Below are 25716 nucleotides of genomic sequence, written 5' to 3'. Positions count from 1 at the left end.
GCCAAGCGGGACCCGCAGGGGCCTGGCCGCGTCAGCCGCGCAGCACCTCCAGCACCTCCACCGGCTGGCGGAAGACCCGGCCTGGGCGGCCGGCCAGGAGCGTCTCCGCCGCGGTGAAGCCCCAGGTCACCGCGCCGAAGCCCATGCCCGCCTGCGCCGCCGCCTCGGCATCGCGGGTCTCGTCGCCGACATAGAGCGCGGCCGCGGCCGTCTCGCCGGTCAGCCGCAGCACCTGGCGCAGCCGCGCCGCCTTGCCGAACAGCGAGGCGCCGCCGGCGATCGGCCCGACCGCCGCCGCCGCCGGCCCCAGCGTGCGCCGGATGCTCGCCTCGGAATCCGAACTGGCGATGGCCAGCCGGATCCCGCCCGCCGCCAGCCCGGCCAGCATCGCCGGCACGCCGGGAAACAGCGGGATGCCGCCGGCCGCCGCCGCCTTCATCGCCCGCAGGTCGCGGGTGATCGCCGGCAGCTTGCAGGGCGGCACGCGCAGCGCCCGCAGCACCTCCCGCGTCGGCAGGCGGCGCAGCGCCGCCACCTCCTCGCTGCCCAGGGGCCGAAGGCCATGCCGGTCGGCGACGGCCGGCAGGGCGGCCAGGAACCAGGGAAAGCTGTCGGCCAGCGTCCCGTCGAAGTCGAAGATCACCAGGCGGGGCGGCATGCGGCGGCGATAGGCCATTCCAGCGGCGGCGGGAACCGGCCCGGCCCGTGGCCATGGCAGGATCCCCGGCCCGGGCCGCGGCCCTTGCGCCGCCGGCCCCCCCCTGCCACACCCGGCCGGTCATGACCGACGACGCGCCCCATGATCATCCTCCCCCGGGCCTGCTGCCCGCGGGGCTGATCGACCTGCTGCCGCCCGAGGCCGAGCGGGAGGCCGCCCTCGTCGAGACCCTGATGGCCGCCTTCGGCGCGCATGGCTATGAGCGGGTCAAGCCGCCGCTGCTGGAGTTCGAGGACAGCCTGCTCGCAGGCTCCGGCGCCGCGGTGGCCGAGCAGACCTTCCGGCTGATGGACCCCGTCTCCCAGCGGATGATGGGGCTGCGCGCCGATACCACGCCGCAGGTGGCGCGCATCGCTGCCACGCGGCTCGGCCTGCAGGCCCGGCCGCTGCGCCTGTGCTATGCCGGGCAGGTGCTGCGGGTGCGCGGCACCCAGATCGCCCCGGAACGGCAGCTGCCGCAGGTCGGCGTGGAGTTGATCGGCAGCGATGCGGCGGCCGCGGATGCCGAGGTGGCGGTGGCGGCGGCCGAGGCGCTGGCCCGCGCCGGGGTCGCCGGCGCCACCCTCGACATCAGCCTGCCGACCATGGCTGGCACCCTGCTGGAGGCGGCCGGGCTGACCGTGCCGGCGCTGGAGGCGCGCGGCGTCAGGCGGAAGCCGGCGCAGGACATGGTCGCGGCGCTCCGGCTCGGCATCGACCGCAAGGACCCGGTGGCGGTGCTGACGGTGGCGGAGCGCGCGGCGCCGCTTGCGGTGGACCTGGCCGATCTGCTGCCGCGCCTGCTGCGCGCGGCAGGACCTGCGGAGGCGGCGCTGGCCGCGCTGGCGGCGATGGACCTGCCGACGGCCGCGCGGCGCATCGCCGACAACGCCGCCGAGGTGGTGGCCGCCATCCGGGCGCGCGACCCGGACCTGCGGATGACGCTGGACCCGATGGAGTTCCGGGGCTTCCCCTACCATACCGGCGTCGCCTTCACCGTCTTCGGCCCTGGCGCGACCGGGGAGCTCGGCCGGGGCGGCCGCTACCTGTCGCTGAACGAGGAGCCGGCGACGGGCATGAGCCTCTACCCCGATGCGGTGCAGCGCGCCGCCCCGCCGCCGGCGGCGCCGCGCCGCCTTTTTGCCCCGCTCGGCACGGCCGAGGCAACGCTCGCCGCGTTGCGCGCCCAGGGCTACGCCACGGTGCGCGCCCTCTCGGCGGCCGATGCGCCGCGGGCGCTGCGCTGCAGCCACATCCTCCGGGACGGCAGCCCCGTCCCCGTCACGCAGGAAGAAGGTTAGGCCGATGGCCAATGTCGCCGTGATCGGCGCCCAGTGGGGCGACGAGGGCAAGGGCAAGGTGGTGGACTGGCTGGCCAGCCGCGCCGACCTGGTCGTGCGCTTCCAGGGCGGCCACAATGCCGGCCACACGCTGGTGGTGGGGGAGCAGACCTACAAGCTCTCCCTGCTGCCCTCCGGCGTGGTACGCGGCAAGATCGGCGTCATCGGCAACGGCGTGGTGCTGGACCCTCAGGCGCTGCTGGACGAGATCGCCAAGGTCGCCGCGCAGGGGCTGACGGTCGGGCCGGACAATCTGCGCATCGCCGAGAACACGCCGCTGATCCTGCCGCTGCACCCGGCGCTGGACCGGGCGCGGGAAGCGGCGCGTGGCGGCGACAAGATCGGCACCACCGGCCGCGGCATCGGCCCGGCCTATGAGGACAAGGTGGGGCGCCGCTCCATCCGCCTGTGCGACCTGGCGGAGCCCGAGACCGTCTCGAAGAAGCTCGACGAGCTGCTGCTGCACCACAACTCGCTGCTGCGCGGCCTGGGCGCCCCCGAATTCGAGAAGCAGGGGCTGCTGGACCAGATCATGGGCTGGGCGCCGCAGCTGCTGCCCTTCGCCGAGCCGGTCTGGGAACGGCTGGACGAGGCCCGCCGCAGCGGCAAGCGCGTGCTGTTCGAGGGCGCGCAGGCGGTGATGCTGGACGTGGACCACGGCACCTATCCCTATGTCACCTCCTCCAACACCGTCGCCGGCAATGCCGCGGCGGGGTCGGGCATCGGGCCGGATGCGGTCGGCATGGTGCTCGGCATCGCCAAGGCCTATTCCACCCGCGTCGGCAGCGGGCCCTTCCCGACGGAACTGCATGACGCGATCGGCCAGCGCCTGGGCGACCGCGGCCGGGAATTCGGCACGGTGACGGGGCGGCGCCGGCGCTGCGGCTGGTTCGATGCCTGCATGGTCCGCCAGGCGGTGAAGATCGGCGGCATCCAGGGCCTGGCGCTGACCAAGCTGGACGTGCTGGACGGGCTGGCTGAGCTGAAGATCTGCACCGGCTACCGGGTGAACGGGGAGGCGATGCGCCGGCTGCCCTTCGCCATGTCGGCGCAGGCGGCGGCCGAGCCGGTCTATGAGGTGATGGAGGGTTGGTCCGGCAGCACCGCCGGCGCCCGCAGCTACGCCCAGCTTCCCGCCGCGGCGGTGAAGTATGTCCGGCGGATCGAGGAGCTGGTGGAGGCGCCGGTCGTGCTGCTCTCGACAAGCCCCGACCGCGACGACACGATCACGCTGCGCGACCCCTTCGCGGGCTGACGGGACGGCGGGTTCGGACGGCGCGCGGCGTCGCCACGGGCCGCGTGGCGCGCCGGGCGGGGCCCGGCGATCGTGCAACGGGGATCATGGAGCAACCCTCATGCGCATCCTGCTCGCGCTGCTGCTGCTTGGCGCCGCGCCGGCCTTCGCCGAGAAGGCCTGCTTCCTGAGTTATGCCGGGTTCGAGGAGAAGGTGCCGCATCTCGACCTGGATGCGTGCCCCGGCGGCGCGGTGAAGCCCGAGGACGGCTTCTGCCGCATCGCGCTCTCGGGCGCCGAGGTGCTGATCTACGAGTTCCGGCATGGCGACCCGGAGCCCTGCCTGGCCCGGGTGGACCGCTACGCTTTCAACGATTTCGTCGCGCGCTTCGGCACCACCTACACGAAGCCCTGACGTCGCGGCGCCGCATCCGGCGGTGCCCGGCAGCCTCGGCCGGTGACGACCGCTCCGGCCGCAGCGTTCGCACCGGGCGCGGCTCGAACCGGGGCCGGCGCCGGACGCGGTGCCGCGCGGCAAGGGCGGCTTGCGGGGTCAGCGGACCGCAGGAACCGGTCCAGGCCATCCGGTGCCGCGCGTCCCGCCGCAGCCCGGCCTTCGTGCCGCGCCGCGAACCGCCCTGACCTGCCGAGCACGGCGACCATTCCGCGAGCGGCGTGGCAGCCCGGGCGGGTCCGGCACGTTGTCCGGCACGACACCGGACAGGCAGGAACCAGCGGAATGACCATGACGACCTTCGCCGCCGCAGGCGCCCGATCCGCCGACGGCCTGCCGGGGCGCTGAGCAATGGGACAGGGCCTTTGGGACATGGCGGTGATGGCGCCGCGCATGCGCGCCATCCTGCGGATCGTCGCCGCGCTGATCTTCCTCCTGCACGGGACGCAGAAGCTGTTCGGTTTCCCGCCGCCCATGGGCGGCACCGGGCCGGCGGCCTTTTCGCTGCTCTGGGTCGGCGGGGTGCTGGAACTGGTCGGCGGGTTGTTGCTGATGCTCGGCCTGTTCACCCGGCCGGTGGCCTTCGTCCTCGCCGGCGAGATGGCTTTCGCCTATTGGATGTTCCACGCCCCGCGCAACCTCTTCCCGACGCTGAACGGCGGCGACGCGGCCATCCTCTACTGCTTCGTCTTCCTCTATTTCGTCGCCGCAGGTCCGGGCGCCTGGGCGCTCGACATCGCCCGGCGGCGGGAGGCGGAGCCGGTTCCGGTCCCCGCGGCTCGGGATGCGGTGGTGCCGCGGCGCCAGGGCTGACCGCCGCCGGCGCCGGACGCGGTCCGCCCGGCGCTGCCGCCAGGGGCGCGGAGCAACTCGCTTGGTCCGCCGCTTGCGCGGGCCGCATCCGCCACGGACGGCCCCGGGGCCTTGATCGCCCCGGACACCGGCGCGCGGGCGACCGCGACGGCCCGCTACCGCGCGGTTGCGGCCAGCGCGCCACCCCCCACCACCAGCGCCGCCGCCAGCAGCACCGCGGGACTGAGCGCGCCTTCCCCCGCCAGGACCAGCAGCAGGGTGGAGGCAACGGGGGTCGCATAGGCCAGCGTCCCCAGCAGCCGCGGGTCACCCCGCTTCATCCCGACATCCCAGAGGAAGAAGGCCGCGCCCACCGGTCCCGCCCCCAGCAGGAGGATCGCCGGCCATTGCCCCACCGCCGGCGAGGCCGCCGGCTCGAAGGCCCAATGCCCCAGCAGCGCCAGGGCGGCGGAGGCGAGGCAGAAGCCGGCCACCGCCTCGGTCGGCACGCCCGACAGCCGCGGCGTGCCGGCCAGCACGGAATAGAATGCCCAGGTGACGGCCGCGCCCGCGGCGGCGGCATAGCCGGCCGGGCTGCCGCCACCGAAGCCCTGTGCCCCGGCGGCCAGCAGCAATACGGCGCCGGCCGCGCCCAATGCCACGCCCGCCAGCCGCCGCGGCCCCAGGCGCAGGCCGCGGAGCGGCCCGGCCAGCAGCACGATCAGCAGCGGCCAGGTGTAGTTCAGCAGGTTGGCCTCGACCGGTGGTGCCAGGGCCAGCGCAGCGAAATACAGCGCATGGTAGCCCGCCAGCCCGCCGACGCCGTGCAGCCAGACGATGGCGGGCTGCCGCAGCGCCCCGAGCCGGCCGCGCGCCGCCACCACCGCGACACCCAGCGCGCCGCCCACGGCAAAGGCCAGGCCGGTGAGCAGCAGCGGCGGCAGCGGCTGCGCGAGGCGGGCGAGCAGGGCGAGGAAGGCCCAGAGCAGCAGGGCGGCGCAGCCGGCGAGGGTCGCTGGGGTCACGATCTTTCCACGGGACGGGGAGGGTGCCGCAGCTTAGGACGGCGGGACGCATCTGCGGAGACACCGCCATGGGCTTCCTGGCCCGCACCTTCATCACCGCCTTCGCCCTCTGGGCGGCGACGCAACTCGTCCCGGGCATCGAGCTCCGCGGCCTCGGCAGCCTGCTGCTGGCGGCGCTGGTCTTCGGCCTGGTGAATGCGGTGGTGCGGCCGGTGCTGGCCTTCCTCGCCCTGCCCGTCACGCTGCTCACGCTCGGCCTGTTCCTGCTGGTGATCAACGCCGCCATGCTGGGCCTGACCGCCTGGCTGCTGCCGGGCCTGCGGGTGGACGGCTTCTGGCCGGCGCTGTGGGGAGCGATCGTGGTCTCGGTGATGAGCTGGGCGGCGACCCGGCTGTTCGCGCCGCGGGTGGCCTAGGCGAGAGGGGCGCCGCGCCTCCGGCGCTCACCCCGCCAAGGGTCGAACGGCCCCTGGACCCCGCGGATCAGGGGCGCGTGAGGTTGCGCCAGGCGGGCCATTGCTCCACCAGGGCGGCCAGCGCCGCATATCCGGCGCCGTCGGGATGCACACCATCGCCACGCAGCGCGCCATTGCGCCAGGCAGCGATCCCCGACAGAGGCCCATGCGTGTCGAGGAAGGGGATATCCATGCCCTCGCACACCGCGGCGAATCGGCTGGAGAGCGCCGCCGCGCGCGCATCATGCGCCGCATCATGCGCCAGCGGCGGCGGGCCAAGCATCAGCACCGGCCAGCGCGCCGCCGCCCAGGCCAGCAGCGCGACGGCATTCTCCACGCTCGCCTCCGGCGGAACGCGCGGCATGTCATCCTCCAGCGTGCAGTCATTGGCGCCGAAGCCGAACACCACGGCCTTCGCATCGCCGGCGCCGAGCAGCCGGGCCAGCACCTCCGGCTCCGCCCGCCGCCGCAGGTCGGCGCTGGTGTCCCGCCGGACGCCGAGATTGTAGGCGGTGAGCGCCACGCCGCGCTGCCAGGCGGCGGCCGTCACGCGGCCGACCCAGCCCAGCGCCGTCTCGTCGCCGGCGCCGGCGACGAAGCTGTCGCCGACGAAGCAGATGCGCAGGTCGCGGATCATGCCTCGAAGGCCGGGTCCACCGGCACCCGCAGCGCCTCGGCCAGGCGGTTGGTCTCGGCCGCCATGCCGACCACCGCCAGCAATTCGCCGAACATCGCGTCGTCCATCCCGGCGCGGCGGGCGGCGGCGCCATGGCTGGCGGTGCAATAGGCGCAGCCGGCAGCCATGGAGACGGCGAGGTAGAGCATCTCCTTCGTCCGTACATCCAGCGCGCCGGGCGCCATCACCTGCGACAGGCTTTCCCAGGTGCGCTTCAGCGTCGGCGGGTCCACCGCCAGCGCCTTCCAGAAATTGTTCACGTCCGGCACGCCGCGTGCCGCCTTGATCGCGTCGAAGACCGCGCGGACCTCCGGCGGCGCCCCGGCGTAGTCGACCAGCCGCGGCATCAGGCGGCGCCCGGCAGGGGCTGCCAGGGCAGCGGCGCGAAGCGCGTGCCCCACAGCGTCACCTGCTGCCAGACTTGGCCGGTGACATAGGGATCCTCCGCCATCCAGTCCCGCGCGCCCGCATCCGTGTCGCGGGCGATGACGGCGACGGACCCGAGCATGCGGCCGCCCGGCGCGTCCAGGATGGCGCCGCCGATCGCCAGCGTGCCATCCGCCGCCATCGGCTTCACCCGGGCCATGTGCTGCTCCCGCACCGCCAGGCGGCGCTGCGGCGCCTCCGCATCGGTGCCGTCGCGGGCGAGGATCACGGTATGGGTCCGCCCGGGCGCGATCGGCGCGCCGGGCTGCGGCAGCGGCCGATAGGGCAGCGAGGCGATGCGGAAGGGGAAGGTCTCGACGCGCTGCCACACGCCTTCCTGGTTGAAGGGCTCCTCCGCCAGATAGGCGCGCAGCGCATCCTCGCCGGGCGCGCCGAGGATCATCAGGGACCCCATGGCGCGGCCATCCGGCGCCAGCAGCGGCGTGCCGAAGGCCAGGCGGCCATCGCCGGCCCAGGCTGCCAGCACCTGCAGGTGCCGCTCCCGCGCCGCCTGCCGCCGCGCCGGCGCCCCCTCATCCTCGCCATCGAAGGCGAGCACCGCATGGCCCATCGCGTGATCCTCCCGCATCCAGGGCGCGGAGGATGCCGCGCCGGCGCGGCGGGCGCCACCGGCCCCTGCCGCAGACCCCGGCTACCCGGCAGCGCAGCCTGGCAGCCTGCCGCCGCGCGCCCGGCACCGCAGCGGGGGACGGCGAAGGCCCGGACGCATGATCCTGCCCTGCGCGGAACGGCCCGGAGCCGATGGCGCGTTGCGGCGACGGCGCGATCGACCATAGCGGTTGGTGCAGCCGCGCTGGTCCGGCTTCACGCCGCCGGTGCGGTCGGCGTCGTTGAGGACATCGCCCTCGCTCGTGTTCGTCGCCTCTATCTCCTCCGGGTCGGTGCCGGTCGAGGCCTGCGTGCCCTTGCTGGCGCCGATGCCCGGATTGCGCTCGAGGTCGTCCGGCGGCCGCGGCTTATCGGCGCCGAGGCCGCCCTTGCGATCCTCCGGCCCGCGCGGATGCTTGCTGCCGGCCATGCACCGTCCCGTGCTGGACGGGACAGGAAACGGCCGCCGGCGCTGGGGTGTTCCCGCGCGGCGGCCGGTGGAAGGACGCCGCCGGGCGGATGCCGGCGCAGGCGCTGCGGTCCGGGGCGGCACCCGCCGCCCCGTCCCACGCCTCAGTACATGTGCTGGCCGCCGTTGATCGACAGGGTCGATCCCGTGATGAAATCGGCGTCGTCCGCGGTCAGGAAGGCCACGCCGCGGGCGATGTCCTGGGCGGTGCCCAGGCGGCCACGGGGGATCTTGGCGATGATCTTCTCAAGCACGTCGGGCGGCACGGCGCGGACCATCTCCGTGTCCACATAGCCGGGCGCGATGGCGTTCACGGTGATGGAGGCGCGGGCGCCTTCCTGCGCCAGCGCCTTGGTGAAGCCATGGATGCCGGACTTGGCGGCGGCGTAATTCACCTGGCCGTACTGCCCCGCCTGCCCGTTGATCGAGCCGATATTGACGATGCGGCCGAATTTCCGCTCCGTCATCCCGTCCCAGACGAGCTTGCACATGTTGTAGCAGGAGCCGAGGTTGGTATCGATCACGTCCTCCCACATCTGGCGGGACAGGCGCTTCATCGTCGCGTCGCGGGTGATGCCGGCGTTGTTCACCAGGATCTCGATCGGGCCGACCTCGGCCTGGATCTTCTGCACCGCCGCGGCGCAGGCGTCGTAATCCGCGACGTCGAACTTGTAGCAGGGGATGCCGGTGCGCTCGGTGAAGGCGCGCGCCGCCTCGTCATTGCCGGCATAGCTGGCCACCACCGTCCGCCCGGCGGCCTTCAACCCCTCGCTGATCGCGGCGCCGATGCCGCGTTGCCCGCCCGTCACCAGTGCGACTCTTGCCATATGCCCCGTCTCCCTGTCCTGTGCCCTGCATCTTGCGCCCCGGCACCGTGCCGGGCGATGGGTCGCGCGGCGCCGGCCCGGGCAGGACAGCCCGGAAGCCCGGCCGGATCAAGCGGGAATGCCCCGGCCTGTCATTGCGCAGGATCAAGGCCGGCCGGTCCCGGTTCACGTAAACGTGGCCCCGCCGGCGCGCCTCGCGCCCCGGCTTTTGACTGACGATCCTCCCTCGCCTCGGGCCCGGCGGCGACCCCGCCGGGCCATTTTCCTGCCGTCAGCGCGGCTGCAGCCCGAGGATGTACGCCACCACCCCGTCCAGCTCCGCCTGGCTCAGCCGGTAGTCCGGCATGCGGTCGTGCGGCGTCTGCAGGAAGGCGCGCAGCGCCATGGCGGTCGTGCCGGGCATGGCGGCGATGGCGGCGAAGGGCGGTGCGGCATCGCCGGCCGGGCCGCGCGCCTGCGGCCCCACCAGATGGCAGTTGGCGCACCAGTTCTCCGCCACCGCGCGGCCATAGGCCAGCCGCTCCTGCTCCAGCGCGCGGCGCTGGGCGAGGGCAGGGAGGGCGGCGAGCAGGATCAAGGCAGCCAGCAACAGGCGTCGTCGCATGATGGTCCTCCGTCGCGGCCGATGGCCGCACCCGGCAGCCTGCGCGGATCCGCGCCGCCCGCCCTTGATCTGGCACAGCGGCACGGCACGCCCCGGGCGGTCGCGCCGCCCTGGCCCGGCCTTCGGTCGCATCCCCGGGCGATCGGTCCTAGGCTCGGCACCGCCACAACCACGACGGGGGGACAACATGGCGCGGTTCACGGACAAGGTCGTGCTGATCTCGGGCGGCGCGCGCGGCCAGGGCGCGGCCGAGGCCCGGATGCTGGTCGCGGAGGGCGGCCGGGTGGTGATCGGCGACGTGCTTGAGGAGCAGGGGAGGGCGCTCGCTGCCGAACTCGGCGCCGCCGCCCGCTTCGTCCGCCAGGACGTGACGCGGCTGGAGGACTGGCAGGAGGCGGTCGCGGCGGCCGAGGCGATGGGTGGCCTGACCGGCATGGTGAACAACGCCGGGATCTATGTCCCGAAGCCGCTGATGCAGACGGATGCCGAGCTGTTCGAGCGGCACATGCGCGTCAACCAGCTCGGCTGCTTCCTCGGCATGCAGGCGGTGGTGCCGGCGATGGAGCGGGCCGGCGGCGGCTCCATCGTCAACATCTCCTCGACCGCGGGGCTGCGCGGATCGCCCGGCGCCCTCGCCTACAGCGCGACGAAATGGGCGCTGCGCGGCATGACCAAGGCCGCCGCGGTGGACCTGGCGCCGAAGGGCATCCGGGTGAACAGCATCCATCCCGGCCCGATCGAGACCGACATGGTCAAAGTCTGGAGCAACGAGCAGCGGGCGGTGCGCCTCGCCCAGATCCCGATGGGCCGGATCGGCCTGGCCGAGGATGTGGCGCGGGCGGTGCTGTTCCTGCTTTCGGACGACAGTGCCTACATGACCGGGGCCGAGCTGTCGGTGGATGGCGGCGCGTCCCTGTAGGGATGGCGCCGGGGCGGGCGGGCTTGCCTTCGCCCCCCGGGCTGCGGCACTCCCGCAGCAACCAGCCGGGAGATCCTGCATGACCGCCCCGACCCTCACCCGCCGCGGCGCGCTCGCCGGGCTCGGCGCCGGCTTCGGCGCCGGCGTCGGCGTCGGTGCCCTCGCCGCCGGCCCGGCCCGGGCCCAGGCGGCGCGGCCCGTCACCATGGTGGTGCCCTATGCCGCGGGCGGCGGGACCGACATCGTCGCGCGGGAATTCGCGCCCCTGTTCGCCGAGGCGATGGCGCGCACCGTTGTGGTGGACAACCGCGGCGGCGCGGCCGGGCATGTCGGCAGCGTTCAGGTGGCGCGGTCGCGGCCGGACGGCGCGACGCTGCTCTTCGCCGTCTCCACCAACATCGTGGTCAACCCGCATCTGCAGACCGCCGACCGGCTGGACCTGGCGGCGGCGCTGCAGCCGGTGGCGCAGGTCTCCTCCTACCAGTATGTCCTGGTGGTGCATCCGGACGTGCCGGCGCGGACCCTGGCGGAGCTGATCGCCTGGGTGAAGCGGCAGAAGGCCGGCGACGTCACCTATTCCTCCGGCGGGGTCGGCAATGCCAACCACCTCGCGGGGGTGCTGTTCTCGGAAGCCGCCGGGCTGCAGATGGAACATGTGCCCTATCGCGGCACCGGCCCGGCGCTGCTGGACGTGGTGGCGGGGCGGGTATCGATGAATTTCTCCTCCCCGCCGCCGGCGCTGGCCCTGGTGCGGGAAGGCCGCCTGCGCGCCATCGCGGTGACCGGGGCGAAGCGGATCGCCGCCATCCCCGAGGTGCCGACGCTGGCCGAGGCCGGGCTGCCCAACACCGTCATCACCGGCTGGCACGGCATCTTCGCCCCGGTCGGCGTGCCGGCGGAGCAGATGGCCGCGATGGAGGCGGCGGCGCGCAAGGCGGCCGCGACCCCGCGCTTCCTGGACCGTCTGGCGCATGACGGGCTGGAGCCGGCGCCGGAGCGCCCGCGCAGCGCCTTCGCCGCCGCGGTGGCGCAGGAAAGCGCCTATTGGGGGCGGAAGGTGAAGGAGCTCGACCTCAAGCTCGAATAGCGCGGCGTTCGGACGGCGCTACCAGCGCCGGCCATGCCAGCCATAGCCGCGGTAAAAGCCGAAGCCGAGCGAGACGTTCGGCCCGTAATAGGGATAGGGGTAGGGGTAGCCATAGGCCGGGTAGGGGTAGGCATAGGCCGGCGCCACCGGCACCGCGGTCACCAGCGGCGGCGGCGCCTGCACGCTGTTGCCGGTGCTGGCGATGCACTGGGTATAGGCATTGTCGTAGCGCTGCTGCAGCGCCCCGGACGAGGCCTGGGCATTGCCGGCACCGATGGCGCTGCCGGCCAGCAGCCCCGCCCCGGCGCCGATCGCCGCGCCCGCGCCCATCGCCCCGCCGGCCGAGCCCAGCAGCGCGCCGGCGGCGGCGCCGAGGCCGGTGCCGATGGCGGCGCTGCCGATCGCCGACTGGTTCGCCGCCTGGCCGGGGGAGATGCCGATCTGCGCCTGGGCGTAGGTGCGGCATTGCGCGTCCTCCGCCTGGAATTGGCCCAGGTCCTTTCCCTTGGCGGGCAGGGCGAGGACGGAGGGGCCGCTGGGCGGCGCCACCGCACAGGCGGCCATGGAAAGCGGCAGCAGCAGGGCGAGGGCGGTGCGTGCGGTGGTCATGGTCCTGGTCTTCCTGCCGGTCATCGGCCCCGGCCAGCCTTTCCGCGCCAATATGGGGCCGGGCGGGGCGGTTCACCCCTTTCGTTACATGGCGAAGCGTTGCAGCCGCATCGCTGCTAGCTGACGGCTGCGGCAAGAATGCGGGCGAACAACGGCACCGCCGCGACGAGGTCGCGGAGCGCCACGCATTCGTGTGGCGTATGCGCCGTCTCGATCGTGCCGGGGCCGAGGATGACGCAGGGCGCCAGCCCCTGCAGTTCCGAGGCATCGGTCCCATAGGGCGCGGTTCGCGGCGCCTGCCCGGTGAGGTCGCAGGCAAGGCGGATCAGCGGATGGTCGGCGGCCAGCTCCGGCGGCGGGCCTTCCTCGGCGATGGCCAGGGCGATGCCGGCCCGCGCCGCCGCCGCCCGCACCGCATCCAGGACCGGCCCGCGGTCCAGGCCGCGGCTGGCGCGGAACTTGATGCGGGCGGTGGCCTTGGCCGGCGTCACGTTCACCGCCGTCCCGTGGTTGTCGAGCACCAGGTTGAAGTCGCAGAAGGGCGGGTCATAGGCGGGATCCTGCAGCGCGGGGTCATCCCGCAACCGCTGCGCGACGTCCCGCATTTCCGCCAGGAAGGGGATCAGCGCCCAGTTCGCATTGATCCCCTGGCCGGTCGAGGAATGCGCCTGCACCCCGCTGGCGGTGGCGATGATGTTGGCCGAGGACCGATGGCCCCGCACGGGGACGAGGCCGGTCGGCTCCGCCACCACGATCCCCTTGAGCCCGAGCGAGCGGGCCAGCGCGCTGCCGGCAACCGCCCGGGCGCCGGCCTTCGTGGTCTCCTCGTCCGTCGTGATCAGCAGCGTCGCGGGCACATCGGCCGGGACCGCTTTCGCCGCCAGGATGCAGGCGGCGACGGCGCCCTTCATGTCCACGCTCCCGAGGCCGTGCAGCACGCCATCAGCGACGCGCCCGCTCCAGGGATCCTGCTGCCAGCCGGTGTCGGGCACCGTGTCCATATGGCCGGACAGGGCATGGCCGCCGGGCGGGCCGCGATGCGCGACCAGCGCGCGCTTCGCCACGCCGGCGGGGTCGACATAGTCCAGCCGCTCGATCTCGAAGCCGGCCAGCTCGGCCTCGATCCGCTCGGCGACCGCCAGGTTGGAGAGGGAGGAGCGGCTGTCCAGCCGGACCAGGTCGGCCGCCAGCCGGGCCACGGCATCGGGGTGTTCCATGGCGCGGCAGCTTGCCGGGCCGGGGGGAAAGGGCAAGTCTCGGCGGCATGGACCCGCTCGCCTATCTCGACCCCCGCAGCGGCCGCACCTGGCCGCTGGACATCCCCCGCTGGTGCGGGGACGGACAGGAACCGCTCCTGCTGACCGACCTGCCCGGCATCGCGCCGGACCAGGTGGAGCGCGGCACCCGCAGCCTGTGGCGCTACCGCGCCGCCCTGCCGCCGCTGGCGGGCGAGCCCATCACCATGGGAGAGGGCTGCACGCCCCTGGTGGCGCGCCAGTTCGGCGGCGCGACCGCCCTGCTGAAATGCGAATGGTTCATGCCGACCGGCAGCTTCAAGGATCGCGGGGCATCCGTCATGCTCTCCCTGCTGCGGGCGCAGGGGGTGGAGGCGGTGCTGGAGGACAGCAGCGGCAATGGCGGCGCCGCCATCGCCGCCTATGCCGCGGCGGGCGGGATGCGGGCGAAGATCATGGTGCCGGCCAGCACCTCCCCGGCGAAGACGGTGCAGAGCCGCGCATCCGGCGCGGAGATCGAGCTGGTTCCCGGCAGCCGGCAGGACTGCGCCGATGCCGCGCTGCGCGAGGCCACCAGCACCTTCTACGCCAGCCACAACTGGCACCCCTTCTTCCTGCAGGGCACCAAGACCCTGGCCTATGAGCTGTGGGAGGATCTGGGCTTCCGCGCGCCGGACAATGTCATCGTCCCCTGCGGCGCCGGGTCCAACGTGCTGGGGTGCAGCATCGGGTTTTCCGAGCTGCTGCGGGCCGGGCAGATCGACCGGCTGCCGCGCATCTTCGCCGCGCAACCGGCGAACTGCGCGCCGATCGCGCGGGAATTCCTGGAACTGGACGCTGTGCCGCCCCAGCCGACCATCGCGGAGGGCACGGCCATTGCCCAGCCGATCCGGCTGCGGGAATGCATCGGCGTGCTGCGGCTGACCCAGGGCGGCGCGGTGATGCTGAGCGAGGCCGAGATCGGCCAGGCCTGCCTCGGCCTCGCCCGCAGCGGCATCTACGTGGAACCCACCTGCGCCCAGGCCGCCGCCGCCTTCGGCAAGCTGCTGAAGCTGGGCACGATCAACCCGGACGAGACGACGGTGGTGGTGCTGACCGGCAGCGGGCTGAAAGCCACGCCGCGCATCGCCGAATTGCTGGGGCTGCCGCTGTGACCGGCGGCCCGCGCATCGCCCTGCTGGGCTTCTCCATCGAGTGCAACCGCTTCGCCCCGCCCGCGACGCAGCGCGACTTCGAGACGCGCTGCTGGCTGGAGGGCGAAGCCATCGTCACGGATGCCCGCGGCCCGGCACCGAGGGCGCTGGGCGAGATGCCGGGCTTCGTCGCCGACATGGACGCCGCCGGCCCCTGGCAGCCGCGCCCCATCCTGCTGGCCATGGCGGAACCGAACGGCCCGGTGGAGCACGCCGCCTTCGAGGCCATGATGGCGCGCTGGCGCGCCGGGCTGGAAGCGCTGCGGGGGCAGGCGGAAGGCGTCTATGCCGTGCTGCACGGCGCCGGCCTGACAACGGAGCTGGACGACCCCGAAGGCGCGGTGCAGTCCCTGGTGCGGGAGGTGCTGGGGCCCGTCCCCTTCGTCTGCAGCTATGACCTCCATGCCAATGTCTCGGACGGCATGGTGCGAGACTGCGACGCCTTCGTGGGCTATCGCACCAACCCGCACCTGGATATGCGGGAGCGTGGGGCGGAAAGCGCGCAATTGCTGCGGCGCCTGCTGGCCGGGGAGCGGGCGCATCGCGCGCTGATCCGCCTGCCGATCGTGGCGCCCACCGTCTCGATGCTGACGGCCGCCGGCCCCTATGCCGAGGTGATCGACCTGGGGCAGGAATTGGCGCCGCTGGACCCCGCCATCTGGAATGTCTCGGTCATGGGCGGCTTCGCCTATGGCGACACGCCCTTCAACGGCATGGCGGTAGTGGTGACGGCCAGCGACCGGGACTCGGCCGACAGCATGGCGGAACGCCTGGCCCGCGCCGCCTGGGCCAGGCGCGACCGCTTCGTGGCGGACCTGACGCCGCTGGACGTGGCGGTGGCGCGGGCGAAGGGCACCAAGGTGCCGCTGGCCTTCGCCGATGTGGCGGACAATCCGGGCGGCGGCGGCCGCGGCAACACCATGCATATCCTGGAAGCCTTCCACGAGGCGGGTGTCGAGGGCTGCCTGATGGGCGTCATCCACGATCCGCTGCTGGCGGAGGAGGCGCACCGGCTAGGCATCGGCGCGCGCTTCACGGCGCAGTTCAACCGGCCGCAGGGCACGCTGAGCGCGGAGGACGAGTTCAGCCATCCCTTCGCGGCCGAGGCCGAGGTGGTGGCGCTGTCGGACGGCCGCGTCACCGGCCGCCGCGGCATCTTCGCCGGCACGGCCATGACGCTGGGTCCGACCGCGGCGCTCCGCCTCGGCGGGATCACGGTGGTCGTCATCTCGATCCGCACGCAATGCGCCGATCCGGCCTTCCTCGAGCATCTCGGCCTCGATATCGGCGCGGCGCGCTGCGTCGTGGTGAAGTCCCGCGGGCATTTCCGCGGCGGCTTCGACGAGTTCTTCACCGGCGACCGGATCGTCGAGGTGGACGCGCCCGGCCTGACCTCACCCATCCTGTCGCGCTTCCACTGGACGAAGTTGCCGCGCCCGGTCCTGCCGCTGGACCCGGAGGCCCGCTGGAGCCCGCATGACCCTCGATGACCTGCCGACGCCCTGCCTCGTCCTCGACCTGGGCGTGCTGAGGCGCAACCTGGCGATGATGGAGGCCGCTGTCGCGCGCTTCCCCGGGCTGCGGCTGCGGCCGCACCTGAAGACCGCGAAGAGCCGTGCGGTGGCGGAACTGGCCGCGCCCGGCCATGGCCCCATCACCGTCAGCACCTTGGCCGAGGCGCGCTACTTCGCCGAGGGCGGCTGGCGCGACCAGATCTATGCCGTCGGCATCACACCGGCGAAATTGGATGCGGTGGCGGCGCTGAACGCGGCCGGCGCGGCGGTGAAGGTCATCACCGACGATGTGGAGGCGGCGCGCGCCATCGCCGCCCATCCCGGCCCGGTCACGGCGCTGGTGGAGGTGGATGTGGGCGAGGCGCGCGGCGGCGTCGCGCCGGACAGCCCCGCCTTGCCAGCGATTGCTGCGATGTTGGGCCCGCGCCTCGCCGGCGTGCTGTCCCATTCCGGGCACAGCTATTCTGGCCGCAGCGTCGCGGACATGGCGGCCATCGCCGAGAGCGAGCGTCGCGGCATCGTGACCGCGGCCGAACGCCTGCGCGCGGCGGGCCATGCGGTGCCCGTCGTCTCGCTGGGATCCTCCCCCACCGCCCTGCATGCCGAACGCATGGACGGCGTCACGGAGGTGCGGGCCGGCGTCTACATGTTCGGCGACCTGTTCCAGGCGCAGCTTGCGACACACCCCGCCGAGGACATCGCCGTCACCGTCCTCGCTTCCGTCATCGGGCGGCGGCCGGAGCGGAACACGCTGCTGCTGGATGCCGGGGCGCTGGCGCTGTCCAAGGACCGCAGCACCCAGGCGGCGCCGCGCGACTGGGGTTTCGGCAGGGTGCTGGACCTGGACGGCGCGCCGCTGCCGGGGGAGGCGCTGGTCGCCCGCGCCTACCAGGAGCATGGCGAGGTCCAGGCCGATGCGCCGCTGCCCTTCGACCGCCTGCCGGTCGGCGCAAGGCTGCGCGTGCTGCCGAACCATTCCTGCCTGACCGCGGCGGCGCATGACCGCTACCATGTCGTGGATGACGGGCGGGAGGTCGTCGCGGTCTGGGACCGGGTGAATGGCTGGTAACCGGGGCGCAACGCCGGTGTGATCCCGGGCGTTCCATGGGACCCCACGGCCCGCTCCGAGGTCGTTTGGGGAAGACCGCCATGGCCCGGCGCTGGCTCTCGCTGCTTTATGTCCAGGTGCTCATTGCCATCGCGATCGGCGTCGCCCTGGGCGCGATCTGGCCGGAAACCGGCGCCGCGCTGAAGCCGCTGGGCGACGGCTTCATCAAGCTGATCAAGATGATCATCGCCCCGGTGGTGTTCTGCACCGTGGTGCACGGCATCTCCTCGGTGCGGGATGCCAGCAAGGTCGGCCGCGTCGGGCTGAAGGCGCTGCTGTATTTCGAGGTGGTCTCGACCTTCGCGCTTGCCATCGGCCTGATCGTGGCGAAGGTCTTCCAGACCGGCAGCGGCTTCAACATCGATGTGGCGCAGCTGGATGCCAAGGCCATCGCGTCCTATGCGCAACGGGCGCAGCAGGACAGCGTGGTCGGCCATTTCATGGCCATCATCCCGAACACCTTCATCGGCGCCTTCGCCAATGGCGATCTGCTGCAGGTGCTGCTGCTGGCGGTGCTGACCGGCTTCGCCATCAACGCCCTGCCGGAGAAGGGGCGGCTGGCGGCGAGCCATGTGGTGGACGGGCTGGCCGAGATCTTCTTCGGCGTGGTCAAGATCGTGGTGAAGGCGGCGCCCATCGGCGCCTTCGGCGCCATGGCCTTCACCATCGGCGCCTATGGCATCGGGTCCCTGCTGAAGCTGGGGGAGCTGGTGGCGACCTTCTACCTGACCTCGATCGCCTTCGTGCTGATCGTGCTGGGGACCATCGCCCGGCTCTGCGGCTTCTCGATCCTCCGCTTCATCGCCTATATCCGCGAGGAATTGCTGATCGTCCTCGGCACGTCGAGCAGCGAGAGCGTGCTGCCGCAGATCATGCGCAAGCTGCAGCGGCTGGGCTGCGCGCCGCAGGTGGTGGGGCTGACGGTGCCGCTGGGCTACAGCTTCAACCTGGACGGCACCAACATCTACATGACGCTGGCGACGATGTTCCTGGCCTATGCCACGAACACGGAGCTGACCCTGGGGCAGGAGCTGACCATCCTGCTGGTCGCCATGCTGACCTCGAAAGGCGCCTCGGGCGTCACCGGCGCGGGCTTCGTGACGCTGGCGGCGACGCTCTCGGTCATCCCCGACATCCCGATCCAAGCGCTGGCGGTGCTGGTGGGCATCGACAAGTTCATGAGCGAGTGCCGGGCCCTGACCAACCTGGTCGGCAATGGCGTGGCCTGTGTCGCGGTCAGCGCCTGGGAAGGGGAGCTGGACCGGACCCGGCTGCGGCAGGAACTGGCGCAGGGCCCCCGCAGCCATGATGCGGAGGACATCGCGCCGCTGGGCCGCCCGGCGGAGTAGGGAAACCTCAGACCGGTCCAGGCCGGGTGCCGGCCTGGCGGGTGGGGTCTGGGGAGGGCAGCGCCCTCCCCGGTCACCGCGTTCGGAGTTCGGGATATTCCGGCAGCCCGTCCGCCAGCTTGACCCAGGACAGCCGGTCCGCCGCCCGCGTGTGGTCCTGCGGCGGCATCGCCTCCGGGTCATCGAGGCTGGCGGTGGTGATGTCGATCTCCTGCGGGTGGGACTTGTCCTCGAAGGTCAGGGTGGTGCCGCAGGTCCCGCAGAAGGTCCGGTTGGCGCGGTCGCTGGACGCGTAGCGCGCCGGCGCGCCCCGCACCACGCGGTACCCGGCCCGTGGCACGGAGAACCAGGCGACCATCGGCGCCCCCGCCGCCCTGCGGCACATGCCGCAATGGCAGATGGTCTGGTGGAAGGGCTCCCCGCCCGCTTCGTACCGCACCGCGCCGCAGGAGGCAGCCGCCCGTCAGCATCGCCATTCCTCCCCTGGCCTCCCGCCGGGCTTGCCGCCGCCCGCCGGTCCGGGCGAGGCTGCGTCCCGCACCGCGCAGGAGACCATGTCCCGATGACCCAGGCGAGGCCGCTCTTTCCGCCGGCGCGCAGCGTTCCGCTGGGTGGCGGGGCGAAGCTGGTCTTCTGTTCCGGCATCACCGCGCGGGGCAGCGCCGCCGCCGGCGGCAGCGTGCAGGATCAGGCGCGCGAATGCCTTGCACGGCTGGAGAAAGTGCTGGCGGCCGAGGGTGCCAGTTTCGCCAACCTGCTGAAGACCACCGTCTGGCTGTCCGACATGCGGCTGTATGACGGCTTCAACGAGGTGCGGCGCACCGCCTTCGCCGGTCTGGCGGAGCTGCCGGCCAGCACCTGCGTCGGCGGGGCGCAATTCACCACGCCCGACACCTGCATCGAGGTGGAGGCGATCGCCGTGCTGCCGGGCCCGGCATGAGTCCCGGCATGACCCTGGCCGAGCATATCCGTGGCGAGAGCGCGCGCCTGGCCGCGCTCTGCACCGCCTGCGGCGGCTGCGTCCGCGCCTGCCCGATGACGCCCTATGCCGCCGGCGTGGCGGAAGCGGGGGCGGAGGCGGTCGCTGCCGGCATGCGGGACGTGCTGCGCGACGGGCCTGGGACGCCGGCGGCGCTCGCCTGGATCGGCGCCTGCACCCGCAGCGGCATCTGCACGCCCGCCTGCCCGGAAGGGCTGCCCGCCGCCTTCATGCTGCGCCTGGCGCAGTGGCGGGCCAAGGGCGCGCTGGGGGAGGCGCCGCGCATCCCGGTGAAGGAGGATGCGCAGCTTTCCGCGCGGGTGAAGGCCTTCGCCCGGCTGACGCTGACCGAGGAGGAGCAGGCCCGATGGCTGTGATCCAGGACCGCGCGGTCTTCTGGTATGGCTGCAACATGACGCGCCATGGCGAATTGGTGCGCGCCACCGCCGCCATGCTGGAGGCGGTAGGGATCGAGGCGGCGCCGGCCGGCGGCCCGGCGCATTGCTGCGGCAGCCCGAAGGACGCCAGTGCCCGCATCGCGGAAGGCATGGCGCGCCGCACCGTGCAGGCCTTCAATGCCAGCGGGCGGGAGGCGGTGGTCACCTGGTGCCCGTCCTGCCACATGAACATGCAGGACAGCATGGCGCCGGTGACGCCCACGAATTTCGAGACGCTGCACGTGACCGAGGCGCTGTGGGCGAGGCGTGACCGCCTGGCGCCGTTGCTGGTGCGGCCGGTGACGGCGCGGGTGCTGCTGCATGCGCATCACGGCTTCCAGGGCCGCGTGCCGGTGAACGACCTGGTGCCGGGGCTGCTGCGGCTGGTCCCCGGCCTGGCGGTGCTGGACCACCCGTATCGTGCGCCGGGCCATATGTGCTCCGCGCTCGCCGGCGTGCCGGGCGCGCTGGAGGATGCGCAGCGGGCGACGCTGGACGCCGCGGCGGCGACCGGCGCCGATACGCTGGTGACGATCTTCCATTCCTGCCACCGGGAGGCGGTGACGCTGGAACGGCCCGGGCTGCCCGTGCGCAACTGGATCCACCTGCTGGCCGAGAGCATGGGTATCCCGGCCGAGGACGAGTACAAGGCCTGGCGCAACGCCGCCGATCCGCGCGCCACGATCGGCGAGGCGCGGATCGAGGCAGCGGGCGATGTCGCCTTCGCCCGGTTGGTGGAGCCGGAACTGCGCAAGCCGCCGGTGCTCTGACCGCGGCGGCCCCGAAGGGTCCGCCCGAACGCCCTGGCCGCTTCGGGCTTCCGCCGGCAGGTCGCTCCGCGCCGTCCCGCAGCCCGGCCTAGTGTCCTGCCCGCTGCGTTCGCAGCAACCGGCTGCGAACGCAGCGGGCAGGACACTGCAAACACAGGCGAGTGGTCCGAACCGAAGGGCGCCGCCAGCGGCGGCGAACTTCGGATTCGGAACACCGAAGCAGATCCCGCTAAGGCGGACTCATCCGAGCGGGTGAAGATGCTCGTAGATTCTATGGCTAGAGCGGTTGCCGTGAGCCGTGGCGAACGGAAACCGCTCTAGCCGTCGACGGTCAGGTTCAGCCGCTCCGCGATCTCGGTCCATTCGCGGAGGTTGCGGGCGACCTGGGCGCGGAAGGTGGCCGGGTCCTGGTAGCTCGGCACCGTGTCCACGGCCAGCAGGCGGCGATGCGTCTCCGGCTTGGCGGCGGCGATGCGGAAGGCCTCCGTCAGCCGGTCCAGCACCGCCGCCGGCGTGCGCGCCGGCGCCAGCAGGCCGGAGAAGCCGCTGAAGGAGAAGCGGTCGGAAAATCCCACCTCCTTCATCAGCGGCACCTCGCCGAGCGCGGGGATGCGACGCTCGCCCGCCGTCATCAGCGCGCGGAGGCGCCCGGCCCGCAGCATCTCCCCCGCCGCGGCCATGGAATGGAAACCGCCATGGATCTGCCCGGCCAGCATGTCCTGCAGCATCGGCGTCTCACCGCGGTAGGAGACATGCTCCATCGTCAGCCGGGCTTCCTCGGCGACCAGCAGCGCGAAGGCATGCCCCGTCGAGCCCGGCGCGTAGGAGCCGAGCGAGAGGTCGCGGCCCTTCGCCCAGGCGGCGAATTCCGGCCAGGTGCGAATCTCCGGCGGGACCTTCGGCCCGACGCAGAAGCTGATGGAGGTCGTGCCGAGCCGGCCGATGGGCGCGAAATCGGCCACCGGGTCATAAGGAAAGCGGCGCATCACCACCGGCGTCTGCACATGGGTGGTGATGGTGAAGAGCAGGGTGTAGCCATCCGGCGGGGCCTTCGCCGCCGCCTCGGTGCCGACCAGGCCGCCGGCGCCGCCGCGATTCTCGATGACGATGGTCTGGCCGAGTTCCGGCTGCATCCCCTCCGCCGCGATGCGCGCCCAGGTATCGGTGCCGCCGCCGGGCGGGAAGGGGACGATGAAGCGGATGGGCCGGTCCGGAAAGGCGGTCTGCGCGCGGGCGGGCAGGGCAAGCCCGGCGGCGGCGAGGCCGAGCAGGTGACGACGGTTCATGGCGGTTTCCCCTGGCAGGCGGCGGGCCGTCTGCGCGGCCGCCGGGCGCAGCGTGCGGCCGGCGCGCTGGCAGCTCAAGGGCGGGCGGGTTCACGCCGTCGCGCCGCAGGCACCCCGTGCCGCGATGCCAGCGGCACGCAGACAGGTGGACGCCGGGCGTGCCTCGGCCCGCCGTGCCGCCGGATGCCCGGCGCCCTCAACCGGTCGCGTAGAGGTCGAGGCTCTGCGCCAGTTCTTCCCACTGCCGCAGCGTGCGCTCGACCGAGGCGCGGAACGCCATCGGCGCCTCATAGCCCGGCACCGTGTCGATGGCGCGCAGGCGGCGGATCATCTCGGGGCTGGTGGCCACCGTGCGGAAGGCCTCCGTCAGCCGCTCCAGGATCGGCGGCGGCACCCGCGCCGGGGCGAACAGGCCGGTGAAGCCGGTGAAGTCGAAGCGGCGGGAATAGCCGAGCTCGATCAGCGTCGGCACCTCCGCCGCCAGGGATGGCACGCGGTCCGGCCCGCCGGTCGCCAGCGGCCGGATGCGCCGGGTGCGGATCATCTCGCCCGACGCGGTCATGCTGTGGAAGCCGCCATGGAAGCTGCCGGCCAGCAGGTCCTGCAGCATCGGCGCTTCCCCCCGATAGGCGACCTGCGTCACCTGCAGCCCGGCTTCCAGCGCCAGCAGCAGCGCATAGGCATGGCCGGTGGAGCCCTGGCCGTAATTGCCGAAGGCCAGGTCCCGGCCGCGGCCCCAGGCGACGAACTCGGCCAGGGTGGTGACGGAAGCGGGGACCGAGGGCCCGACGCAGAAGGTGATGGCGGTGGTACCCAGGCGTCCCACCGGGAAGAAGTCCCGCACGGGGTCGTAGGGGAAGCGGCGGAAGGTCACCGGCGCCTGCACATGGGTGGTGATGTTGTAGAGCAGGGTGTAGCCGTCCGGCACCGCCTTCGCCGCCGCTTCCGCCCCGACCATGCCGCCGCCGCCGGCGCGGTTCTCGATCAGGATCGGCTGGCCGAGCTCGGCCTGCAGCGGCTCCGCCACCATCCGCGCCCAGACATCGGTGCCGCCGCCGGGCGGGAAGGGCACGATGAAGCGGATCGGCCGGTCCGGATAGCGCAGCACGCCCTGGGCCTGGGCGAGCGCGGGGATGGCAAGGGCCTGGGCGGCAAGGCCCAGCAGCGGGCGGCGATGCATGCGCGGATCCTCCCTGTCGCGCCCGCTCTCCGTGGCGGGCTGCGGCTGGTCGAGTCATGCCGCGCCGCGGGGCCGGGATGCACGCGAAAACGACGCGGCGCCGGGCCCCGCCCTCAACCCTCGGCGGTCAGGCCCAGCCGGTCCACCAGCCCCTGCCAGAATTGCTGGTAGGCGGCGATGTCGGCGCGGAATTCGGCTGGGGGCAGGTATTGCGGGATGGTGTCGGTCTCGGCCATCCGCCGGAGCACGTCGGGGCGCTGCATCACCTGGCGGAAGGCGTCCACCAGCGCCGCCTGGATCGGCTCCGGCGTCCGCACCGGCGCCCAGAGGCCGACGAAGCCGGAGTTGCCGAACCAATCGGGGTAGCCGAGCGAGACGAAGGTCGGCACCTGCGGCAGGCTGGGGATGCCGGCGCGGCCCAGCGTCGCCAGCGGCCGCAGCCGGCCGTTGCGGATATGCTCGCCCGAGCCGGTCATGGAATGGAAAGCGCAGGGGATGCGGCCGCCCAGCACGTCCTGCAGCATCGGCGCTTCGCCGCGGTAATGCACCGCGGTCATGTCGAGCGTCTCGAGGTCCGAGAGCGCCTGGGCGAAGGCGTGGCCCGAGGTGCCCGGGGAATAGGTGCCGTAGGGCAGCTGCTTCCCCTTCGCCCAGGCGATGAACTCCTGCAGCGTGGTCGCCGGGATGTCGGCGCGGACGCAGAAGGGCAGCGGCGTGGTGCCGAATTTCCCGATGGGGGCGAAGTCGTCCGGGGTGTAGGGCCAGCGGCGCAGCACCACCGGCGTCTGCACGAAATTCGCGATGTGGAAGAGGATGGTATAGCCGTCCGGCGGGGCGTTCTTCGCCGCTTCGGTGCCCACCAGGCCGCCGGCGCCGCCGCGATTCTCGATGACGACGGGCTGGCCCAGGATGGCGGCCAGCGGCTCCGCCACCAGCCGCGCCCAGATATCGGTGGCGCCGCCGGCGGGGAGCGGGACGATCATGCGGATGGGGCGGTTCGGGTAGCGATCCTGTGCGAGGGCGGGTGCGGCGAAGAGGGCGGCGGCGAGGCCGGGCAGGTGGCGGCGGTGCATGGTGACGGAGCCTCCCGACATGGTTGCCGGCAGGCTACCGCGGTTTGGGTCGGCAGGCGAAGGCGGGCACGCCGGCGGATCCGGCGATCCGACCGGCGTCATGCAGCGGCTTGCGACCCCGCTTCGGTCGCCGATCGAATGCGCCCGGCACGGGCGACGGCACCGGTGGACGCGAAGGCCAGTGCCGCGGCGCGCCCGGTGGTCATGCGACGGCGGGGATCACCCCGCGCTCTGGTACAGGTCCAGTTCCTCCGTCAGCTCCGCCCATTGCAGCTGCACGCGGCGGATGGATTGCGCGAAGGTGGGCGGGTCCTCGTAGCTCGGCACCGTGTCCATGGCGCGCAGCTTGGCATGGACCTCCGGCGTCTGGGTGCCGCGGCGGAAGATGTCGGCCATGCGTTCCTGGATCGGCGCCGGGATGCGGGCATTGCCCATCAGCCCGGTGAAGCCGCGGAAGTTGAACCGCTCGGAATAGCCGCCGAGTTCGGCGAAGGTCGGCACGCGGTCGGCCAGCGACGGCACGCGATCCACGCCGGCCGTCGCCAGGGGCCGTAGCCTGCCGGCTCGCACCGTCTCCCCAACCACCACCATGGCGTGGAAGCCGCCATGGAAGACGCCGGCGAGGTTGTCCTGCATCATCGGCGCCTCGCCGCGATAGGCAACGTGCTTCACCTCCGGCAGCTTCGTCTCCCGCTCCATCACCACCGACATGGCGTGGCCCGATCCGCCGGCCGACCAGTTGCCGATCGGCTGGCTCGGCTGCCGCCGCGCCCAGTCGAGATACTGGTTGAAGGTGGTCACGCTGGCCGGCACCGCCGGCCCCACGGTAAAGGACAGGGAGGTATGGCCCAGCCGCCCGATCGGCGCGAAGTCGCGGATGGCGTCATAGGGGTTGATGCGCTGGGTGATCGGGACGGTGACGAAGGCCTCGATGGTGTAGAACCAGGTGTAGCCATCGGCCGGCGCCTGCAGCGCGGCCTGCGCGCCGACGATGCCGCCGCCGCCGGCGCGGTTCTCGATGACGATGGGCTGGCCGAGCAGTTCCTGCACCGGGCCCTGGATCATGCGGGCCCAGGTGTCGGTGCCGCCGCCGGCGGGGAAGGGGACCACCCAGCGCACCGGCCGGTCCGGCCAGGTGCCGATGCCGCTGCCCTGCGCGCGGACGAGCGCAGGCGTGGCGATGGCCCCGGCCGTGAGGCCGAGGAGATGACGACGCTGCATGTGATGCACTCCCAGACGGTTTTCCTCGCCGGGTAAGCCCCGGCTGGCGGGCCGTTGGCCGGCCCTGCCTTTCCCGCAGGTGGTCCAGACGCGCATCGGTTGCAAGGGCTCGGGCATATCGCCCGGTGATCCGACCCAGCGCACCGTA

29 protein-coding genes are annotated in these 25716 nt (G+C 73.1%); 14 read left to right on the top strand and 15 right to left on the bottom strand.

Annotated features, from left to right (window positions below; genetic code table 11):
* Nucleotides 1-31 precede the first annotated feature (31 nt).
* Entirely contained in the window at nt 32-658 is a 627-nt protein-coding gene (locus E2C05_RS01125; RefSeq protein WP_240046504.1) for an HAD hydrolase-like protein, read from the bottom strand.
* Nucleotides 659-780: 122 nt separating this feature from the next.
* Between E2C05_RS01125 and E2C05_RS01120 the strand changes: the two genes are divergently transcribed.
* The 4 genes from E2C05_RS01120 (at nt 781) to E2C05_RS01105 (ending at nt 4538) form a co-directional block, all read left to right on the top strand.
* Entirely contained in the window at nt 781-1998 is a 1218-nt protein-coding gene (locus E2C05_RS01120) for an ATP phosphoribosyltransferase regulatory subunit (protein ID WP_133217756.1), read from the top strand.
* A gap of 4 nt (nt 1999-2002) precedes the next feature.
* A complete protein-coding gene (locus tag E2C05_RS01115; RefSeq protein ID WP_133217755.1) occupies nt 2003-3292 on the top strand; it encodes an adenylosuccinate synthase in 1290 nt (429 codons plus the stop codon).
* Nucleotides 3293-3392: 100 nt separating this feature from the next.
* Nucleotides 3393-3686, top strand: coding sequence for a hypothetical protein (locus E2C05_RS01110; RefSeq protein WP_133217754.1), 294 nt, complete (start codon nt 3393-3395; stop codon nt 3684-3686).
* Nucleotides 3687-4106: 420 nt separating this feature from the next.
* Nucleotides 4107-4538 carry a DoxX family protein gene (locus E2C05_RS01105; protein WP_240046503.1) on the top strand — a complete coding sequence of 144 codons (432 nt, stop codon included), beginning with the start codon at nt 4107-4109 and terminating at the stop codon, nt 4536-4538.
* A 155-nt stretch (nt 4539-4693) separates the two neighbouring features.
* Here the strand turns inward: E2C05_RS01105 and E2C05_RS01100 are convergent, their stop codons facing one another.
* A complete protein-coding gene (locus tag E2C05_RS01100; protein ID WP_133217752.1) occupies nt 4694-5542 on the bottom strand; it encodes an EamA family transporter in 849 nt (282 codons plus the stop codon).
* Between the two features lie 68 nt (nt 5543-5610).
* Between E2C05_RS01100 and E2C05_RS01095 the strand changes: the two genes are divergently transcribed.
* Nucleotides 5611-5958, top strand: a complete 348-nt coding sequence (locus E2C05_RS01095; RefSeq protein WP_133217751.1) for a phage holin family protein — start codon at nt 5611-5613, stop codon at nt 5956-5958.
* 67 nt (nt 5959-6025) lie between these two features.
* Here E2C05_RS01095 and E2C05_RS01090 read toward each other — a convergent pair whose 3' ends face one another.
* The 6 genes from E2C05_RS01090 to E2C05_RS01065 form a co-directional block, all read right to left on the bottom strand.
* Nucleotides 6026-6634, bottom strand: a complete 609-nt coding sequence (locus E2C05_RS01090; RefSeq protein ID WP_133217750.1) for a GDSL-type esterase/lipase family protein — start codon at nt 6632-6634, stop codon at nt 6026-6028.
* Nucleotides 6631-7020: a carboxymuconolactone decarboxylase family protein gene (locus tag E2C05_RS01085; protein ID WP_192912402.1), complete on the bottom strand. Its 390-nt coding sequence runs from the start codon at nt 7018-7020 to the stop codon at nt 6631-6633. The genes E2C05_RS01090 and E2C05_RS01085 overlap by 4 nt, the downstream gene beginning before the upstream one ends.
* Nucleotides 7020-7670 (bottom strand): YciI family protein, encoded by a 651-nt coding sequence (locus E2C05_RS01080; RefSeq protein WP_158291863.1) that lies wholly within the window; start codon nt 7668-7670, stop codon nt 7020-7022. The genes E2C05_RS01085 and E2C05_RS01080 overlap by 1 nt, the downstream gene beginning before the upstream one ends.
* Before the next feature lie 81 nt (nt 7671-7751).
* A complete protein-coding gene (locus E2C05_RS01075) occupies nt 7752-8138 on the bottom strand; it encodes a hypothetical protein (protein ID WP_133217748.1) in 387 nt (128 codons plus the stop codon).
* A gap of 143 nt (nt 8139-8281) precedes the next feature.
* Nucleotides 8282-9004 (bottom strand): acetoacetyl-CoA reductase, encoded by a 723-nt coding sequence (gene phbB, locus E2C05_RS01070; protein ID WP_133217747.1) that lies wholly within the window; start codon nt 9002-9004, stop codon nt 8282-8284.
* Nucleotides 9005-9275: 271 nt separating this feature from the next.
* Entirely contained in the window at nt 9276-9608 is a 333-nt protein-coding gene (locus E2C05_RS01065; protein WP_133217746.1) for a c-type cytochrome, read from the bottom strand.
* Between the two features lie 187 nt (nt 9609-9795).
* On the opposite strand from E2C05_RS01065, the gene E2C05_RS01060 reads away from it, so the two are divergent.
* Together E2C05_RS01060 and E2C05_RS01055 are read left to right on the top strand one after the other, a co-directional pair.
* The gene (locus E2C05_RS01060) at nt 9796-10527 is read left to right on the top strand and encodes an SDR family NAD(P)-dependent oxidoreductase (protein WP_133217745.1); all 732 of its coding nucleotides are present in this window, start codon (nt 9796-9798) and stop codon (nt 10525-10527) included.
* Nucleotides 10528-10606: 79 nt separating this feature from the next.
* Nucleotides 10607-11614 (top strand): Bug family tripartite tricarboxylate transporter substrate binding protein, encoded by a 1008-nt coding sequence (locus E2C05_RS01055; RefSeq protein ID WP_158291862.1) that lies wholly within the window; start codon nt 10607-10609, stop codon nt 11612-11614.
* 18 nt (nt 11615-11632) lie between these two features.
* Here the strand turns inward: E2C05_RS01055 and E2C05_RS01050 are convergent, their stop codons facing one another.
* Both E2C05_RS01050 and E2C05_RS01045 read right to left on the bottom strand, forming a co-directional pair.
* Complete coding sequence (locus E2C05_RS01050) at nt 11633-12223, bottom strand: glycine zipper family protein (RefSeq protein WP_133217743.1); 591 nt, start codon at nt 12221-12223, stop codon at nt 11633-11635.
* 116 nt (nt 12224-12339) lie between these two features.
* Entirely contained in the window at nt 12340-13440 is a 1101-nt protein-coding gene (locus E2C05_RS01045; protein ID WP_133217742.1) for a M20/M25/M40 family metallo-hydrolase, read from the bottom strand.
* A gap of 47 nt (nt 13441-13487) precedes the next feature.
* On the opposite strand from E2C05_RS01045, the gene E2C05_RS01040 reads away from it, so the two are divergent.
* The 4 genes from E2C05_RS01040 to E2C05_RS01025 all read left to right on the top strand — a co-directional run bounded on the left by E2C05_RS01040 (nt 13488) and on the right by E2C05_RS01025 (nt 18622).
* Entirely contained in the window at nt 13488-14612 is a 1125-nt protein-coding gene (locus tag E2C05_RS01040; RefSeq protein ID WP_133217741.1) for a threonine synthase, read from the top strand.
* Nucleotides 14609-16141 carry a M81 family metallopeptidase gene (locus tag E2C05_RS01035; RefSeq protein ID WP_133217740.1) on the top strand — a complete coding sequence of 511 codons (1533 nt, stop codon included), beginning with the start codon at nt 14609-14611 and terminating at the stop codon, nt 16139-16141. The genes E2C05_RS01040 and E2C05_RS01035 overlap by 4 nt, the downstream gene beginning before the upstream one ends.
* Nucleotides 16128-17234: an alanine racemase gene (locus E2C05_RS01030; RefSeq protein WP_133217739.1), complete on the top strand. Its 1107-nt coding sequence runs from the start codon at nt 16128-16130 to the stop codon at nt 17232-17234. The genes E2C05_RS01035 and E2C05_RS01030 overlap by 14 nt, the downstream gene beginning before the upstream one ends.
* Before the next feature lie 80 nt (nt 17235-17314).
* Nucleotides 17315-18622 (top strand): dicarboxylate/amino acid:cation symporter, encoded by a 1308-nt coding sequence (locus E2C05_RS01025; protein ID WP_133217738.1) that lies wholly within the window; start codon nt 17315-17317, stop codon nt 18620-18622.
* Between the two features lie 73 nt (nt 18623-18695).
* Here E2C05_RS01025 and E2C05_RS01020 read toward each other — a convergent pair whose 3' ends face one another.
* Nucleotides 18696-19061 (bottom strand): GFA family protein, encoded by a 366-nt coding sequence (locus E2C05_RS01020; protein WP_338118892.1) that lies wholly within the window; start codon nt 19059-19061, stop codon nt 18696-18698.
* A gap of 123 nt (nt 19062-19184) precedes the next feature.
* On the opposite strand from E2C05_RS01020, the gene E2C05_RS01015 reads away from it, so the two are divergent.
* From E2C05_RS01015 to E2C05_RS01005, 3 genes are read left to right on the top strand one after another with little or no spacing between them, the layout of a single operon-like run.
* Nucleotides 19185-19562, top strand: coding sequence for a RidA family protein (locus E2C05_RS01015; RefSeq protein WP_158291861.1), 378 nt, complete (start codon nt 19185-19187; stop codon nt 19560-19562).
* Between the two features lie 8 nt (nt 19563-19570).
* Nucleotides 19571-19978, top strand: a complete 408-nt coding sequence (locus E2C05_RS01010; protein WP_133217735.1) for a hypothetical protein — start codon at nt 19571-19573, stop codon at nt 19976-19978.
* Entirely contained in the window at nt 19969-20808 is an 840-nt protein-coding gene (locus tag E2C05_RS01005; RefSeq protein ID WP_133217734.1) for a heterodisulfide reductase-related iron-sulfur binding cluster, read from the top strand. The genes E2C05_RS01010 and E2C05_RS01005 overlap by 10 nt, the downstream gene beginning before the upstream one ends.
* A 317-nt stretch (nt 20809-21125) precedes the next feature.
* On the opposite strand, the gene E2C05_RS01000 is transcribed toward E2C05_RS01005, so the two are convergent.
* The 4 genes from E2C05_RS01000 to E2C05_RS00985 form a co-directional block, all read right to left on the bottom strand.
* Entirely contained in the window at nt 21126-22094 is a 969-nt protein-coding gene (locus E2C05_RS01000; protein ID WP_133217733.1) for a Bug family tripartite tricarboxylate transporter substrate binding protein, read from the bottom strand.
* Between the two features lie 196 nt (nt 22095-22290).
* Nucleotides 22291-23274: a Bug family tripartite tricarboxylate transporter substrate binding protein gene (locus E2C05_RS00995; protein WP_133217732.1), complete on the bottom strand. Its 984-nt coding sequence runs from the start codon at nt 23272-23274 to the stop codon at nt 22291-22293.
* Nucleotides 23275-23387: 113 nt separating this feature from the next.
* Nucleotides 23388-24368: a Bug family tripartite tricarboxylate transporter substrate binding protein gene (locus E2C05_RS00990; protein WP_205082671.1), complete on the bottom strand. Its 981-nt coding sequence runs from the start codon at nt 24366-24368 to the stop codon at nt 23388-23390.
* A 198-nt stretch (nt 24369-24566) separates the two neighbouring features.
* On the bottom strand, nt 24567-25568 hold the full coding sequence (locus tag E2C05_RS00985) for a tripartite tricarboxylate transporter substrate binding protein (RefSeq protein WP_158291859.1): 1002 nt from the start codon (nt 25566-25568) through the stop codon (nt 24567-24569).
* Nucleotides 25569-25716 lie beyond the last annotated feature (148 nt).

The organism is Paracraurococcus ruber (assembly GCF_004353985.1).
In the GTDB taxonomy this organism is placed as follows: domain Bacteria; phylum Pseudomonadota; class Alphaproteobacteria; order Acetobacterales; family Acetobacteraceae; genus Paracraurococcus; species Paracraurococcus ruber.
This window is presented reverse-complemented; position numbering and strand designations above follow the sequence as displayed.

Coding starts and splice junctions, on each gene's coding strand:
- E2C05_RS01065 (WP_133217746.1), bottom strand. CDS start 9,608: ATGCGACGACGCCTGTTGCTGGCTGCCTTGATCCTGCTCGCCGCCCTC.
- E2C05_RS01095 (WP_133217751.1), top strand. CDS start 5,611: ATGGGCTTCCTGGCCCGCACCTTCATCACCGCCTTCGCCCTCTGGGCG.
- E2C05_RS01115 (WP_133217755.1), top strand. CDS start 2,003: ATGGCCAATGTCGCCGTGATCGGCGCCCAGTGGGGCGACGAGGGCAAG.
- E2C05_RS01010 (WP_133217735.1), top strand. CDS start 19,571: ATGACCCTGGCCGAGCATATCCGTGGCGAGAGCGCGCGCCTGGCCGCG.
- E2C05_RS00985 (WP_158291859.1), bottom strand. CDS start 25,568: ATGCAGCGTCGTCATCTCCTCGGCCTCACGGCCGGGGCCATCGCCACG.
- E2C05_RS01125 (WP_240046504.1), bottom strand. CDS start 658: ATGCCGCCCCGCCTGGTGATCTTCGACTTCGACGGGACGCTGGCCGAC.
- E2C05_RS01105 (WP_240046503.1), top strand. CDS start 4,107: ATGGCGCCGCGCATGCGCGCCATCCTGCGGATCGTCGCCGCGCTGATC.
- E2C05_RS01075 (WP_133217748.1), bottom strand. CDS start 8,138: ATGGCCGGCAGCAAGCATCCGCGCGGGCCGGAGGATCGCAAGGGCGGC.
- E2C05_RS01030 (WP_133217739.1), top strand. CDS start 16,128: ATGACCCTCGATGACCTGCCGACGCCCTGCCTCGTCCTCGACCTGGGC.
- E2C05_RS01080 (WP_158291863.1), bottom strand. CDS start 7,670: ATGGGCCATGCGGTGCTCGCCTTCGATGGCGAGGATGAGGGGGCGCCG.
- E2C05_RS01015 (WP_158291861.1), top strand. CDS start 19,185: ATGACCCAGGCGAGGCCGCTCTTTCCGCCGGCGCGCAGCGTTCCGCTG.
- E2C05_RS01085 (WP_192912402.1), bottom strand. CDS start 7,020: ATGCCGCGGCTGGTCGACTACGCCGGGGCGCCGCCGGAGGTCCGCGCG.
- E2C05_RS01040 (WP_133217741.1), top strand. CDS start 13,488: ATGGACCCGCTCGCCTATCTCGACCCCCGCAGCGGCCGCACCTGGCCG.
- E2C05_RS00990 (WP_205082671.1), bottom strand. CDS start 24,368: ATGTCGGGAGGCTCCGTCACCATGCACCGCCGCCACCTGCCCGGCCTC.
- E2C05_RS01120 (WP_133217756.1), top strand. CDS start 781: ATGACCGACGACGCGCCCCATGATCATCCTCCCCCGGGCCTGCTGCCC.
- E2C05_RS00995 (WP_133217732.1), bottom strand. CDS start 23,274: ATGCATCGCCGCCCGCTGCTGGGCCTTGCCGCCCAGGCCCTTGCCATC.
- E2C05_RS01050 (WP_133217743.1), bottom strand. CDS start 12,223: ATGACCACCGCACGCACCGCCCTCGCCCTGCTGCTGCCGCTTTCCATG.
- E2C05_RS01005 (WP_133217734.1), top strand. CDS start 19,969: ATGGCTGTGATCCAGGACCGCGCGGTCTTCTGGTATGGCTGCAACATG.
- E2C05_RS01060 (WP_133217745.1), top strand. CDS start 9,796: ATGGCGCGGTTCACGGACAAGGTCGTGCTGATCTCGGGCGGCGCGCGC.
- E2C05_RS01000 (WP_133217733.1), bottom strand. CDS start 22,094: ATGAACCGTCGTCACCTGCTCGGCCTCGCCGCCGCCGGGCTTGCCCTG.
- E2C05_RS01090 (WP_133217750.1), bottom strand. CDS start 6,634: ATGATCCGCGACCTGCGCATCTGCTTCGTCGGCGACAGCTTCGTCGCC.
- phbB (WP_133217747.1), bottom strand. CDS start 9,004: ATGGCAAGAGTCGCACTGGTGACGGGCGGGCAACGCGGCATCGGCGCC.
- E2C05_RS01110 (WP_133217754.1), top strand. CDS start 3,393: ATGCGCATCCTGCTCGCGCTGCTGCTGCTTGGCGCCGCGCCGGCCTTC.
- E2C05_RS01055 (WP_158291862.1), top strand. CDS start 10,607: ATGACCGCCCCGACCCTCACCCGCCGCGGCGCGCTCGCCGGGCTCGGC.
- E2C05_RS01025 (WP_133217738.1), top strand. CDS start 17,315: ATGGCCCGGCGCTGGCTCTCGCTGCTTTATGTCCAGGTGCTCATTGCC.
- E2C05_RS01045 (WP_133217742.1), bottom strand. CDS start 13,440: ATGGAACACCCCGATGCCGTGGCCCGGCTGGCGGCCGACCTGGTCCGG.